Genomic DNA, 13,388 nt, shown 5'->3' with positions numbered 1-13,388 from the left:
CATCTACCACTATTTTCTGGTATTGTTTAAGCCATACGATGTCTTTTAGAACGGCTGATATTTTGATCAAGTGAGTGAGGGTGTTAACGTATGGCGTTGCTGCAAAATTGGATAGAACAAATAAAGCATATGGATTTAGAGCATCTGCAGCGCACGCTGGAAAGCTATCGGGAATTCGGACCGCTGCTTGGCATCCTTTTACCTCTGCTGGAGGCCTTCCTGCCGTTTCTGCCTTTGCTGGCGATTGTGGCGGCCAATGCCAATATTTTCGGCCTATGGTTCGGCTTCTTATTTTCCTGGATTGGCGTTTCTGCTGGGGCCATCGGCGTTTTCTGGGTCGTGCGCAAGCTCGGGAAAAATGTCAAAGCAAAAGTCGAGCGGCGCTTCCCGAAATCCGGGCGGTTCTTCGAATGGATCGAGCATCGCGGCTTTACGCCGCTGTTCCTGCTCGCCTGCTTTCCATTTTCGCCGTCCTCGCTCATTAACATTGTGTCGGGCTTAAGCGCCGTGCCCTTCCGCACGTTCATCATCGCAACCCTTCTCGGCAAGGCGGTCATGATTTTATGCGTATCGCTGCTCAGCTTTGATATTGGAAACTTCGCCCATGAGCCTTGGCGCATCGTCGTTGCCTGCACCGTCATTGTGCTAATGTGGTTCGGCGGCAAGCGGCTGGAAAAACGTTATATCCATTAGCACTCATACATATTCCCTTTTGAGGCATGCTATAGCAGAATGACCCGCCGTCATGTTGGACGGACTATGCAGGCCTGGAAAGGGAGATACGATGAACGAACAGCAATTGGACCAAGAACAGCAGCATCAATACAATGAGATGAAGCCGATGTCGGGCGAGCCTGTTGAAGTGGCGGGTGTATACCGCAACGATTGGAATCGTGAAGAGAAACTGGAGCGCGGCGAGGTGTTTCCAGCCGATCCCCAGATGGGGACGGCGACTTGGCGGCTGGTGGAACTGGACTTCGACAACCATCATGAAGGGCGAACCGATCCGCGGCTCATCCCCAAAGACGATGACAAGGATCCTGAAGCCCATATGCAGCATCCAAGACGCCATGAGGGCAGCAATAAGACCGAATAGCTTATGGTTTGATTGACGAACAATAGCAAAGTAAACAAAAAAACCGCCTCTTCGTCAAATGATCGATCATCAATTGACGAAGGACGGTTTTTTTGCACTCTCCTTCATTCAGCTTCAGCTGCCTGTCATTCCTGTGCGCTAACCTTGGCCTCTCTGCCGCTGGCATTCGCTTCTCCCTTCCATTCCTCGGGCGACATGCCGCGCTGCTGGACCTGATCCACGATTTTCTCCAGCCTCCGCAGATGGTAGGCATATTCGAAAATAGCCGACGCGACGAACACAAGGCGCTTATGCTCGTCCCGCCCCTCGCGGAAATAATCCGTCAGGTCGGTAATGAGGCGGGCTTCACGCTCTTCCTCCGGCTCGAAGCTCAAGTTAGGCTTCATCTTGCCTTCGATTTTGAGCAAAATCGATTCGTGGTATTTGGTCAGCTCCTCAATCTGGTGATCGAAGCGCTGCGCCCATTTCCCAGCCTCGGCAGCGGCAAAATAATGCTCCTCCACAGCCTCAAGCAGATCAACGCCCTTTTGCAGCGCCTTGATTGTCTGCTTGGAGACGAGCAGCTGTCTGGCATGGCTTTTTTTAGCCTGGGCAAGCACCTTGCGCTCTTCCTCAAACAAGGTGTAGCGATCCTCCAGCTTACGCACCGACACATGCAAGGTTTCCTTCTCCTGCCGGAACACGCTCTCCTTCATTTCGTTGGAAACGGCGGTTCGCAGCAGCAAAGACATTTGCCCGTAGGCGAGATGCACCTGTTCCGTGAATTGCTTGCGCGGGCGTGGAGGAAATACGAGAACATTAATCGTGAAAGCGGCCCCCATACCCGTAAGGACCATTAAAAATCGCTGCAGCGCCACGTCTAATCCTTGTCCATGCGCTTCCATAATAGCAATGACCATAACAAGGGTCACTCCGATGGTCGTTTCCATTTTCAACCGGATACAAATAAGGATAACGGCGATACAGACGAGGCCCACCGCAATCGGCGTATGACCAAATACCTTCATCGCAGCAAGGGCAATTCCTGCGCCAAGCAGGTTCGTCTGAATTTGATCGAGAATTTGCTGCCAGGAACGGTAGATGGAAGGCTGAATCGTCAAAATAGCAGCTACTGCCGTAATAAGGCTGGACGGAAAGCCGAAAAACTGGCTCAGAAAAATCGCCAGCGTAACGGACAATCCGGTCTTCAGCACGCGGGCTCCAATATTCATTTGCTGCGCGCCTCCTCCAGCTGCAGCTCCGTATCCGCAACCTGCACCCCATTCACCCATAGCGTAATGCGGTGAAGTCCCGGGTAATGCTTGCGCGTCGTCAAGTCGGCGAAGCGGTGCACACGCGACAGCGTCACTTCCGCTCCTCCCCCATACTCGCGGTCAGACAGCAGGAAACGCTTCTGCGAAGGCTTGCCCGAAGCTTTAATAAAATCAATGCCGTATTCGATTCGCAGCTTGAGCGCGTCTCCATCCCGCAGCTTCATTACGCAGCTAAACCGCGCTTCGTCGCCTATATGCAGGGCCCCAGGCACTGCCCGAAGCTCGGCATGCACCGTCAATGAAGCGCCACTCCCGCCTGCTTCGCCTTCTCCGGCGGCATAGCCGAACAGCTCCATCAGCGCTGGATTCGCCTGCTTCACCAGCGTGCGGCAGCCGCGCCTAATAATCCAGTCTGTCAGCGGATTATTGCCGGACCACTGCTGGGCGAGCGCCACGACCACATCGGGATGGTCTTTAGCGATATCATTGAGATTGTTTGCCACGCTTTTGCGGACATAGAGCGAAGGATCGGCTTTCAGCTTGTCCAGCAGCGGAACAATTGGCTGTGGATCGCGCTTGAACATCGGCAGCGCCTGCGCCCAAGGCAGACGCGGCCGCGTCCCTTCGCTCGCCAGCCGGCGTACATGCTCATCCTCATCATCAGCCCATATCAGCATTTGCCGCATCATGCGCTCAGGCTCAGCAAGCAGAAAGGGGCGTACGGCAAACTCCCCCGTCGAATAACGGGTGAACCGCGCCAGCGCCTGCATCGACCGGTCAAAATGCTGCGGTGCCATTCCGTACACTTCCACAAAATCCGGGAAGAAAATATAAGGCAAACCACGGCACTGCGAGTCGATCTGCATCAGCACCTCAAGCGCGGCCTCGTAATCGCTCGGCAAGAAATCGCCAAGTGCTTCGGTAATCCGCCTTGAGCGCGCCTTGAGCGCCAGCTCCTCCCATTCTCCAGCCCTTACTGCCGCCGTAAAGCCTGCCAAATCAAAAGTCGGCAAAGCCGTGCGCACCAGCGCTCCAAAATCTTCTATGAATAAGCCATCGTATAAGGCTTTTAGCGGTTCTGCCATCGTAAGCTCCTCCAGTATAATCAATCATGCTCCATCTATTATGCCATAACCCGCAACCGGAAGTAATAGCAACAAATCAAACCGCTCGTACCCATCGTTATATTGAAAAACAGCCCGACCGCCGCGTCATAAACTCGCGGCGGGCAGGCTGCTGCTATTTGCTATGGCGCTTCTGGCCTCAGCACCTCAGATTCGGCGCTTCTAGGCTAAGCATGCCGGGCGATTATGTTTTCGAGCTGGCTCGCAATCGCTTGCGTCCCGGCTTGCAGATGCTCCTGCGTAAAAGCGACGCGGACGAACGTTTCATCCGTATTCATCGCTTCAGCGAAGAAGCCGCCAAGACCGCGCGCTTTGCGGTCAATTTGCAGCAGCAGCTCGATCTGTTGAGCCTCCGGATAAAGAATAACCTCCAGCTCATCAAGCTTGCCGCGGAACTGCCCTCCGGTTGGAACAAATTCCAGCTCCTGCACGAAAGGCAGCGAGCGTCCCAGCCGTGAAGCGTATTCGCAATCTGCTTCACGCAGACGGAAGCCAAGCTGCTGGACTGCTTCCAGCACCAGGCCCATCGCTGCATTTGGCACGACCTCGATGCGATCGTTATCGCCGGGATCGATGGCACCGCGAATGTCCAGCTCGGTTCTCACCCATATTGGCGTTTTCCCTAATGTGAGCGGAGTTTGAAAAGGCAGTTGGAAGGAAAACGGCACTTCGCGATTTTCTCCGGCCTTCAGCTCAAATGGCTGGCTGACCGGATATTTTCCAATAACACAGTTATGTCTGTGCTTCTGGTCATTGCTCTCACGGATGTATTCGGTCATTACAGACAGCTCGATCTTCTCAATGCGCTGCTCCACGCTTCCGCCGCGAATTTGTACGACGCCGCGTACTTCTTCACCTGGCGAATAACGGGATTTTTCCAGCAAAGTATCAATTTTTGCCGAGCCAATGCCAATGCTTGCTAATAACCGATTAAACATAAGGACACCTCACCGAATAATTTTTTTGTAGCTATTCGGTTGTACGTCGAGCCTTCTCCTTGCGTTGCAAAAAATGTGCGGTTTCATATTCATGTATTTTCTTCCGGGTCTTTGCGATAGGGAAGCTGAATAATAAAGGTCGTTCCTTTCCCCATAATACTGTCCGCCTTGATGCTGCCGAGATGGTTGTCGACGATTTTGTAGGTAACCATGAGGCCAAGCCCCGTCCCTCTATCCTTCGTCGTATAAAAGGGCTGGCCGATCTTGGAAAGCTGCTCCTTCGCAATGCCGGGACCTTCATCCTGAATGCGGATGACGATTCGCGCCTTTTGCGCAAGCTCTAGCGTAATGAGAATGAGACCTCCGCTGGCCATTGCCTCGATTGCATTTTTGATAACATTGATAAACACCTGCTTGATTTGATTTTCCACGCCAAAGACGTATAGCGGCTCCGCAGCCATATTCAGCCGAATTTCAATATTGTGCATAATGGCCTGCGTCTCCAGCAGCGTCACTGATTCCGCCATAATCGGGCGCACATCCCTGTAGCACAGCTGATAAACCTGCGGCTTGGACAGCATCAGCAGCTCGCTTACGATGGATTCAATCCGTATCAGCTCGGATTTCATAATTTCATAATAATGATTGTTGCTGCGCCCAGAAGCAATGAGCTGGAGAAACCCTTTCAGCGAAGTGAGCGGATTGCGAATTTCATGGGCAATTCCCGCAGCCAGCTGGCCTGCGATGTACAGCTTCTCAGAATTGATCAGCAGCTCCTCATTTTTTTTGCGCTCCGAAATATCGCGGATAATGACTTGATAGGCTAGGCTGCCCGTATGGCTTGTGCTTGTTCGTACCAATTCCGTATGCAGCAGCTTGCCATGCACGGTTCTCCAGTCCAATTCGACAGGCTTTTGGCGCAGCAAATCCTCGTTCTCCTCATCGCCCAGCAATTGGCGAATTTCCTCATGATGCTTCTCGTGAAGAAAATCATAGATCGACTCACCGATCAATTCATGCTCGCTGTCTGCCTCAAACATCCGCAAACCGGAAGGATTGAAATATTGCCATTTTCCCTCTTTAATAATCGCAATCGTATCGAGGGAGTTTTCGACCAGCAGCTTGTAATTGGCATCGACCATACTGTATTTGCGGCTGAACATCCAGGTGGATAGGCAGAAGCTGAATATGAGCATTGTGGCAATGCCCAGCAGAAACGACATGAGCATCATTGAATCGTTCATGCTGTCGGTCGTATAGACATTCACATACTCCACCTTCATTGCCTGCATGCCTATCGTGTGCATAATAATCATCGACAGACCGAGAATAAGGCTGCTGATCAGCTTGCCATCCTTTCCTCTGCTTTCATACAAATTAAAGGCGACCAGCGCTCCTAGAAAAGCAGCTATGATCGATACCATGAACAAATAATGATCCAGCTCATAGCTTTTCACCGGACTCCCCAGCAGATTTAAATAATGCAGCGTCGTTGAGCCAACAGCGAGCAGCAGGCTGCTTAACACCTTCCTCATCAATCCGGGCCAGGCACTTTCGTATACGGATATTGAAGCATAGGTAAGAGCCATGCAGCACAACAAAGTGTAGAGCATAGTCCAATCCAAAACTAATGGATAAGTCGATCCGAATATGGCCAGCACATGCATCGCCCAAACACCTAGCCCAAAAACGAAAGAACTGCCGAACTTGCGGCTGAATGCTACTATTTTGCTGCCTGATGGCGGGTAACCAATCATGCTGAACAGCGTAAAACAGGCAAAGCAAACAATCATAAATGAAAACAGTGTAAAAAAGGGGTTCCCTATAACGAATTGGTGATTCATAAAACTCCTCAAATATCCATTAATTTACTCACAATACTGAAATTCGACAATATCCAATAAAATCCTCTCTTTTTACATATCTTTTTTCACAAAAAAAGCAGAAAATGATGCAAAAAGGCGAACAAGTGTCGCTCCTAGACTAGGATTCCACTACCATTTTCAGAATTGCACATCGTATCGAAGCTTAATCCTGTAACCAAAATGAAAAGGAAAATTGTTATTTTATGTAATTATAGGATTATCTTTTTATGCGGCTGCTTTAGGAATGGTGTTTCTGGCTTGTTTTATATACAATAAAGAGCAATCAGCGCTTTTGCATGGCTGCATTTGTTGCGCTCGCTTATGCAATGTTTTCGGGCAAGCTCATTTTATGAAGGAGAGATTTTGATGAAAATTGTACAGGAATTTAAGGAGTTTGCGATTAAAGGCAACGTCATCGACCTCGCAGTCGGTGTCATTATTGGCGGAGCCTTCGGCAAAATTGTCACCTCGCTTGTGAACGACATTATAATGCCGCCGATTGGACGAGTTTTGGGCGGAGTCAATTTTAAGGACTTATTCATTAACCTCGATCCCAAGCATACTGAGGAATTGAAAGCTGTCGGTACCGTTGTCCGCTCGCTCGACGATGCATCGAAAAACGGCATTGCCGTTATCGCCTACGGCCAGTTTATTAATGTGATGCTGGACTTCTTCATCGTAGCTGCCTGTATTTTCTTCCTCGTTAAAGGCATTAATATGCTGCGCCGCAGCAAAGCAGAGGAGGCTCCCGCCGAAGCTGCTCCTACGGAAAAGGACTGCCCTTACTGCTTGTCCAGCATTCCGCTGAAAGCGACTCGCTGCAAGCACTGCACGTCCCAGCTTGAAGCTGTGGATTCGGGACGCTCTCACTAAGGAGCTGCGAGGAATTTAGCGGTACTTTATTTCGTCGCAGTCTCTAAACGCGCAAACTGCCCTATTTTTTTATACAAAGGAGTTCGTGCAATGACAGAGGAATACTTTGATATTTATGACGAGCAGATGAATCCAATCGGGACAGCTACACGCTCGGAGACGCATGCCAAGGGCTACTGGCACCGCTCCTTCCACTGCTGGCTCACACGCAAGGAGGAAGACCGCCGCTACGTTCGGTTTCAATTGCGCCAGTCCAGCAAGGATACTTGTCCGGACTGCTACGACATTACCGTCGCCGGCCATCTCTCGGCAGGCGAAACGATGCGTGACGCCGCACGCGAGCTGCAGGAGGAGATTGGCGTAACCGCCAGCTTTGGCGACCTGATCCCGCTTGGGCAGCTGCGTGAGGATACCGTAGGAACGGCTGGCGGCACCCGTTTCATCGACCGCGAGGTCAGCGATGTGTTCGGCTTCGTCTGTTCCTTGCCGCTGATGGAATTACAGCTGCAAGTCGAAGAGGTGGCCGGCGTGTACGAGGCCGACCTGGAAGAGCTGCTCCAGCTGTTCGAGCACGAGCGGACGGAGCTGATGGTATCAGGGGTGGCTGTAAGCCCGGACGGCGGGCAGATGCCTTCCGTAAGGAGCGTGCGGGTGGAGCAGTTCGTACCGCGCAAAGCGGAATATTACGCAAGCGTAATGCGCGCCTTGCGCGATTGCACGTAGCAGCTGAAACGGCCCCGCCAGTGGAGCGCCGCTGCGGCACAGGGCGGCTTTGAATTTGCCTTTGGCCTTTCGCGTCAGCGCGCTGGCCCCAGGCATTTTCCCAGTTGCGATACCACTGGTCGATTAGCCCGTGAATTTGATAAAACGTCGTATGGCGCGGTGCCAAGTCGAAATCATTGATTTCCGGTTCGTTCATCAGCTGGGCCGAAATCATATGCATACAGCCATGAATGCCGCTGGATTCGATGTAGCTGCCCAGCTCATCCAGCGTATTAAAGGAGCGCGGATTATTTCGAATGCGATTTTCCGCAGCCGGATTATAGCAAGGAGCGCGGCGTATAGCCTCCGGAATTTCCGGCCACGGCGCAATCAGCCTGCTGTCATAGCCTTGGCTGTTATACCAGCTGTACACGCGGTTAATATAGTCACGGTGAAAACGCAAAAACTGATCACCGAATCCGCGAGGCGGAATGGTGCCGGGCGTTACATGATGTGTATGGTGCCATACAGCATGCTCCTGAAGCAAAGGTGCGGGGAAATTCGGAATTAGCGGCATCGTTCGTCCCCTCCATTATGATCGTTGTCCTTGCTTGTTTTGTCTGCCTAACCTTGCTGTCCTATCGTATGCCGATTCGCGCAGCACGGTGACAGAATAGAGCATAACAAGAACCGCCAAGCCCTCGGAGGGCCTGGCGGTTCTTGCTTATTCTGGCATCTACACGCGGACTAGTAGCGGTTATTGTTTTCTCTTTTGATACAAATATCAAACGATATTGTAACCTCGTTGTCTCTGCCGAACGAGCAGCAGATTCTAACGCAATCAGAACGCTGCGTGCAGAAGAAGTGAACGACTTTACAATCGCAGCCGATAATGTTTTGAACCGCCCGGGCATCATGGCAGCGGATCGCTTTGACCAGTTTTTCGGCAACCTCTTCATTTTCCAGTCGTTTGAAAATTTTGCTTAACACTTTGCCAGCATCCTGTACCCCTTCAACTGCCGGATCTCTGCGATGACAACCATTGCTTCTGTTTTCATTTGCTGACTCTTGGCGTTGACAGGAGCAAGAAGAAGTACGAGCCCGTTTCGATTGGCGCGACGCTGATTTAATGTTTTTCACCTGGAATTTCGATTTAACTGACATTATTTATGCCACCTCTCTCATGGTTTCTGATATATCATATGCAAATAGAGTAGAGAGGTATGGACATGTATGCTATGACAAGCGCATATCTGAGATTCCTTGATTTCCGCATAGGCAAGCGATTGACGGGGCATATTAAATGGCATCACTGGAAATGGAGGAAAACTTATGTTTATTCAAAAAACCATATACGTCACAACGCTCTGCCTAGCACTAGGGGGCGCTTCCCTCCCTATGGCACATGCCGCTGTAAAATCGGTCCCCACTGCGGAGATCAAGCTGGACCTTATTAATAGCAAAGGTGCGGTCATTGGCAAAGCAAGCCTGCAGGAGCAAGCTGACGGTGTACATATTCGCCTTGCGGCGGAGCAGCTCGCACCCGGCATGCACGGCATCCATTTTCACGAAACCGGAAAATGCGAGGCTCCCGAGTTTACGTCGGCGGGGGCTCACTTCAATCCGCTAAGCAAGCAGCACGGGTTCAGCAATCCCAAAGGCTTCCACTCTGGCGATTTGCCCAATATTCAAGTTGACGCTACCGGAAAAATCGAAGCTGAGATCATTTCAAAAAATGTGACGCTCGCCAAGGATGCACCTAACTCCCTGATTAAATCAGGCGGCGCCGCTCTAGTTATTCACGAGAAAGCAGATGATTACGTCACCGATCCATCCGGCAACTCGGGTGCTCGCATCGCCTGCGGCGTGATTAAATAAGCTGCGCTAAAAAACAAGCACGAACCCCCTCTTCAGGGGGTTCGTGCTTGTTTTTAATTAAATATTTACTTGTATATCTTTTAACTAATGATTCCATTCTAAGCATGACCAGTTATTTCAAAAAATCTACTAATGCATAGGCCCGATTGCTATCTTCTTCTGCAACCTTCTTACCTTTGTTATCGTGATAATTAATAATTAGCCTTGCCGTCCGTTTTTTCGGGATTTTTCGAGTAGTAAATAAGAGGTACCTAAACTCCAACTGCTCATTTATAGCTCCTTTAAAATGAAGCTCGATTGTCTTGACAATGAATTGAACAAAATTTTCACCACTGCGTAGCTGTTTCATAGAAGTGGATAGGTTTTTAGACTTCAATTCTAAAAGCAATATAAATATTTTACCATCCTTCTCCGCAAAAATTATGGCGTCATTTTTGCCTTTCAAGCCTGTTCTTTCTGAGAAGTAGGGAAATGGGTTGGAATTATCAATATCTAATGTGAAGCTGAATATTCTACCTGTTTTTTTAAAGCTCACGTAAGAACCAAGGGAGGAATTACCGCTATTATTCTTATCCTCTCGGATAGTCAATAAATTATTATTGTCCGGGAATATTCTATAAGATCGAGCTATAATCTGTTCAAGGGCATCAAGCATTTCACTCAATTCTCTAGCCCCTCCCTTATCGCTAAATATATTTCATCAACCGAATCATTATATTGGTTTATGACATCATCGAATGTCTCTGCGATTATGCCTTCCAAATCATCTATTTCCATTGGTTTGATTTTACTATCAATAAATACATAAGGCGATATATCTTCTTGCTTTAAAATTTCGCTTTCCGAGTATTTATATTTTTTCATTAACTCAATTTTATCAGGGAACTCCTTTCCTAACATTAGCAGATTATTAAACTCTTTAATTATGTAATCACTATGGGTTGATATTAATACATTGATTCCTCTATTCGCTAATTTTGCTAGTATTCTCGCCATTTTTCTTTGGTTATCTGGGTGCAAGTTTAACTCCGGCTCATCAATAATGAGCGTTTGACCTTCTTTTGCCATATAATTCAAGTAAAATACTAAACCGAATAATGTTTTAGCAGTAGACGATGCAACATGGAGTTGTATACCCTCGTTTTTCGGCTTCGATGACTTTCCTTTCGCACTCAATGGCTGATATACAATATTCTGATTTTCAATCGAATAGGAGCCTTTAATGACGTTATTTTGAAGCTCATTTGCCAAGTCTTTGAATTCGCTCTCTACCTGAGACCGTCTCTCTAGTCGGTTCAGAAAAGTAATATAATCCGATATTGGAGTAGAGTAAGGCGTAATAAACTTCTCGACTTGCAATTTTAACTGTTCAGGATCATTCAACATATCTATTCCAATCTTGTGTACTAATTCATTTCTATTTGCATTAAGCTCTTTATAAAATAAATTCAAGCCTGACCTTTCTGCTGGCAAAATAAATACATCTTTTTTAAAAGGCTCAAATACAATATCATCTAATATAGACTCGATAATTTTCTTTAACAAAGATACCTTAGATGGCTCATACTCCCCTTTATAAAAGTAATAAATATAGGCAACAGAACTCCCTGGCTCCTTTTTTAGTTCAAAGGAAAATTGAGCTTTTCCAAAGGTCGTACTATGCTCGTAACCCATTTTATTCATATACTTTATAAACAAATCCTTATCAATATCCACCTCTACGAAACTTTTTTGAAAAGCATTTTGGCTGGTGCTAAATATTTGATATAAATCGGCTGAAAACTCTTTATTAATGGTGGCTACCAGTTCATCATAGCTATTCAGAAAATCACTAAAATCAACCTTTATTTCACCTTTATCATTCAAATCTGCCGCTTCTAAAGCGGGATAAGTAACCTTTACATTGGCAAGATGCTTGAGCAGACCGTATATCGCATAGCTTGCATACGTTTTGCCTGTATTATTTTCTCCAGCAAGAATCGTCAGCTTGTTTAATTTAACCGTTCCGTTCTTGATAGATCCCAGATTCTTAAAACTAACCTCTAACATATATGGCACCTCCGTCATTCTGACTAGCCTTGCCCTATTCATTTTCTCCTAAAAAAGGGACACTTCATACCTATGATTACCCTCAATATTTTATCAGTTCTAGTAATAAAAAGCACGATGTTCCGCCTTTATCTCCCTACATGACATCATCCCTTCCTCTCCCGCATATAGCTTAACTTAGGATGAGACTCCCTGCTGGCATACTGCGGGGCAAAGGAGCGATGTTCATATGACAGAGCAAGCAAAGGCCGCGGAGCAAGCAAAGGCCGCGGAGCAAGCGGCAGCTGTGCTGTATCAGGCAGAGCCTGCGCATACGGCTATGGTTCAACAGGTACAAGAGCAGATTCAACGTTTGTGCCACGGACATATGCACCGGCCCGTGCGTGTGCATACGATGGATGGCCAAATGTACGAAGGCTATATTGCACATGTCGACCGCTGCCTGCTGTATTTGCATTGTACCGTGCAGGACCCGCGCGCCTTCATTCCTCCACAGAATGCCATTCTTCCGCTCGTTCTCTACGAGCTGCTTGTCATTACCCTGCTTTACACGTAAAATGCTGTTCTTCTCCCGTTCATAACCCCATGCTATAATAGTCACAGCTTAGGGGGATGAATATGCAAATTATCGCAATGGTTACGATGCTGCTTGATCATATTGGCTTGATCTGGTTTCCCCAAGATGATACTTGGCGAATCATCGGCAGGCTTGCCATGCCGCTTTATGCTTATGCGCTAGTCATTGGGTATTTCCGCACGAAAAACATCAATCAATACTTGTGGCGTATGACCGCCATTGCCGCTTTATCGCAAATCCCATATTCCCTGGCCTTCGGCACTTGGGAAATCAACACGGTGGGCACTCTGCTCGTCTGTCTTGTCTCCCTCAAGCTTCTGGACCAATTGAAGTCGAGACCTGCCCTCCAAGTGTCACTGGCTGCCTTTCTGCTGCTTCTGCTTGAAGTCGTTCCATGCAGCTACGGTGCCTATTTGCTAGTGCTCGTCCTAATCTACCGCTATGTCCCGAAACAAGGCATGGCCCCGGCTCACCTGCTGCTCAACATCTTTTATTTATTCTACATGGGCTGGACCATTCAGTTGTTCAGCGTTGTCGCAACCCTGCTGCTTGTGTACTCGCCAAGCATGCTGCAAGCGGCTGATTCCATCAAAGTTCCTCGCAGTCTCTGGCGCAGCTTCTACCCGCTGCATCTTGCCATTATTGCAGCCCTACAGTATGTAATCCTAGCTGGAAAGTAGCAGTTTTCCAGCTTACACTATATGTTAGAAATATATAAGCAAATTAAACAATATTCTTACGGCTGTTTCATAAGCGGCTAAAACGTTTAGGATAGAATAGGAAAAAACGATCGGAGGTGGACAAGGTCATGATGAAAATCATTACCTTCAAAAGTCGTTCTGTACCTGTTTATTATACTAACGAACAAGCCGCGTCAGTTGAGCAGCTTCATCATAAACTGCGTGAAATGGAACTCAATTTCGACTTTCGAAAAAAATGGAAACGGATCTCTAAAGTTGAGGTCGTACGTGAGGTTGCTATTTTTCAATACAGCGATGGTACTAAACTTTATCTGGAAGTTAGCTAAACACCC

Annotated in this window: 15 protein-coding genes; 8 read left to right on the top strand and 7 right to left on the bottom strand. The window is 48.2% G+C overall.

The window, feature by feature from the left end; genetic code table 11:
- The first annotated feature begins 90 nt into the window (after positions 1-90).
- Together MHB80_RS02655 and MHB80_RS02650 are read left to right on the top strand one after the other, a co-directional pair.
- A complete protein-coding gene (locus MHB80_RS02655; RefSeq protein ID WP_341280713.1) occupies positions 91-693 on the top strand; it encodes a TVP38/TMEM64 family protein in 603 nt (200 codons plus the stop codon).
- Between the two features lie 91 nt (positions 694-784).
- Complete coding sequence (locus MHB80_RS02650) at positions 785-1,096, top strand: transposase (RefSeq protein WP_341282841.1); 312 nt, start codon at positions 785-787, stop codon at positions 1,094-1,096.
- Positions 1,097-1,221: 125 nt separating this feature from the next.
- Here the strand turns inward: MHB80_RS02650 and MHB80_RS02645 are convergent, their stop codons facing one another.
- The 4 genes from MHB80_RS02645 to MHB80_RS02630 all read right to left on the bottom strand — a co-directional run bounded on the left by MHB80_RS02645 (position 1,222) and on the right by MHB80_RS02630 (position 6,255).
- Positions 1,222-2,307, bottom strand: coding sequence for an aromatic acid exporter family protein (locus tag MHB80_RS02645; RefSeq protein WP_341280712.1), 1,086 nt, complete (start codon positions 2,305-2,307; stop codon positions 1,222-1,224).
- The gene (locus tag MHB80_RS02640) at positions 2,304-3,434 is read right to left on the bottom strand and encodes a DNA alkylation repair protein (protein ID WP_341280711.1); all 1,131 of its coding nucleotides are present in this window, start codon (positions 3,432-3,434) and stop codon (positions 2,304-2,306) included. Before MHB80_RS02640 ends, MHB80_RS02645 begins: the two co-directional genes overlap by 4 nt.
- Positions 3,435-3,640: 206 nt before the next feature.
- Positions 3,641-4,411, bottom strand: a complete 771-nt coding sequence (locus MHB80_RS02635) for a sporulation protein (protein WP_341280710.1) — start codon at positions 4,409-4,411, stop codon at positions 3,641-3,643.
- Positions 4,412-4,500: 89 nt separating this feature from the next.
- Positions 4,501-6,255 (bottom strand): ATP-binding protein, encoded by a 1,755-nt coding sequence (locus MHB80_RS02630; RefSeq protein ID WP_341280709.1) that lies wholly within the window; start codon positions 6,253-6,255, stop codon positions 4,501-4,503.
- A gap of 387 nt (positions 6,256-6,642) precedes the next feature.
- Here MHB80_RS02630 and mscL point away from each other — a divergent pair, with 387 nt between their 5' ends.
- Together mscL and MHB80_RS02620 are read left to right on the top strand one after the other, a co-directional pair.
- On the top strand, positions 6,643-7,149 hold the full coding sequence (gene mscL / locus MHB80_RS02625) for a large conductance mechanosensitive channel protein MscL (RefSeq protein WP_341280708.1): 507 nt from the start codon (positions 6,643-6,645) through the stop codon (positions 7,147-7,149).
- A 90-nt stretch (positions 7,150-7,239) separates the two neighbouring features.
- A complete protein-coding gene (locus MHB80_RS02620; RefSeq protein ID WP_341280707.1) occupies positions 7,240-7,872 on the top strand; it encodes an NUDIX domain-containing protein in 633 nt (210 codons plus the stop codon).
- A gap of 726 nt (positions 7,873-8,598) precedes the next feature.
- Here the strand turns inward: MHB80_RS02620 and MHB80_RS02615 are convergent.
- On the bottom strand, positions 8,599-9,015 hold the full coding sequence (locus MHB80_RS02615; RefSeq protein WP_341280706.1) for a hypothetical protein: 417 nt from the start codon (positions 9,013-9,015) through the stop codon (positions 8,599-8,601).
- Between the two features lie 168 nt (positions 9,016-9,183).
- Here MHB80_RS02615 and MHB80_RS02610 point away from each other — a divergent pair, with 168 nt between their 5' ends.
- Complete coding sequence (locus MHB80_RS02610; RefSeq protein ID WP_341280705.1) at positions 9,184-9,729, top strand: superoxide dismutase family protein; 546 nt, start codon at positions 9,184-9,186, stop codon at positions 9,727-9,729.
- Between the two features lie 112 nt (positions 9,730-9,841).
- On the opposite strand, the gene MHB80_RS02605 is transcribed toward MHB80_RS02610, so the two are convergent.
- A complete protein-coding gene (locus MHB80_RS02605) occupies positions 9,842-10,393 on the bottom strand; it encodes a hypothetical protein (RefSeq protein WP_341280704.1) in 552 nt (183 codons plus the stop codon).
- Positions 10,390-11,778 carry an ATP-binding protein gene (locus tag MHB80_RS02600; protein ID WP_341280703.1) on the bottom strand — a complete coding sequence of 463 codons (1,389 nt, stop codon included), beginning with the start codon at positions 11,776-11,778 and terminating at the stop codon, positions 10,390-10,392. Before MHB80_RS02600 ends, MHB80_RS02605 begins: the two co-directional genes overlap by 4 nt.
- Positions 11,779-12,007: 229 nt before the next feature.
- Here MHB80_RS02600 and MHB80_RS02595 point away from each other — a divergent pair, with 229 nt between their 5' ends.
- The 3 genes from MHB80_RS02595 (at position 12,008) to MHB80_RS02585 (ending at position 13,382) form a co-directional block, all read left to right on the top strand.
- A complete protein-coding gene (locus MHB80_RS02595; RefSeq protein ID WP_341280702.1) occupies positions 12,008-12,334 on the top strand; it encodes a hypothetical protein in 327 nt (108 codons plus the stop codon).
- A 62-nt stretch (positions 12,335-12,396) separates the two neighbouring features.
- Positions 12,397-13,035 (top strand): TraX family protein, encoded by a 639-nt coding sequence (locus MHB80_RS02590; protein ID WP_341280701.1) that lies wholly within the window; start codon positions 12,397-12,399, stop codon positions 13,033-13,035.
- A gap of 128 nt (positions 13,036-13,163) precedes the next feature.
- A complete protein-coding gene (locus MHB80_RS02585) occupies positions 13,164-13,382 on the top strand; it encodes a hypothetical protein (RefSeq protein ID WP_046229519.1) in 219 nt (72 codons plus the stop codon).
- The last annotated feature ends 6 nt before the right edge of the window (positions 13,383-13,388 follow it).

Origin of the sequence: Paenibacillus sp. FSL H8-0537, from assembly GCF_038051995.1 — a bacterium.
Lineage (GTDB): Bacteria > Bacillota > Bacilli > Paenibacillales > Paenibacillaceae > Pristimantibacillus.
Note: the sequence above shows the minus strand (reverse complement) of the source record. Positions and strands in the feature narration are given on the sequence as shown.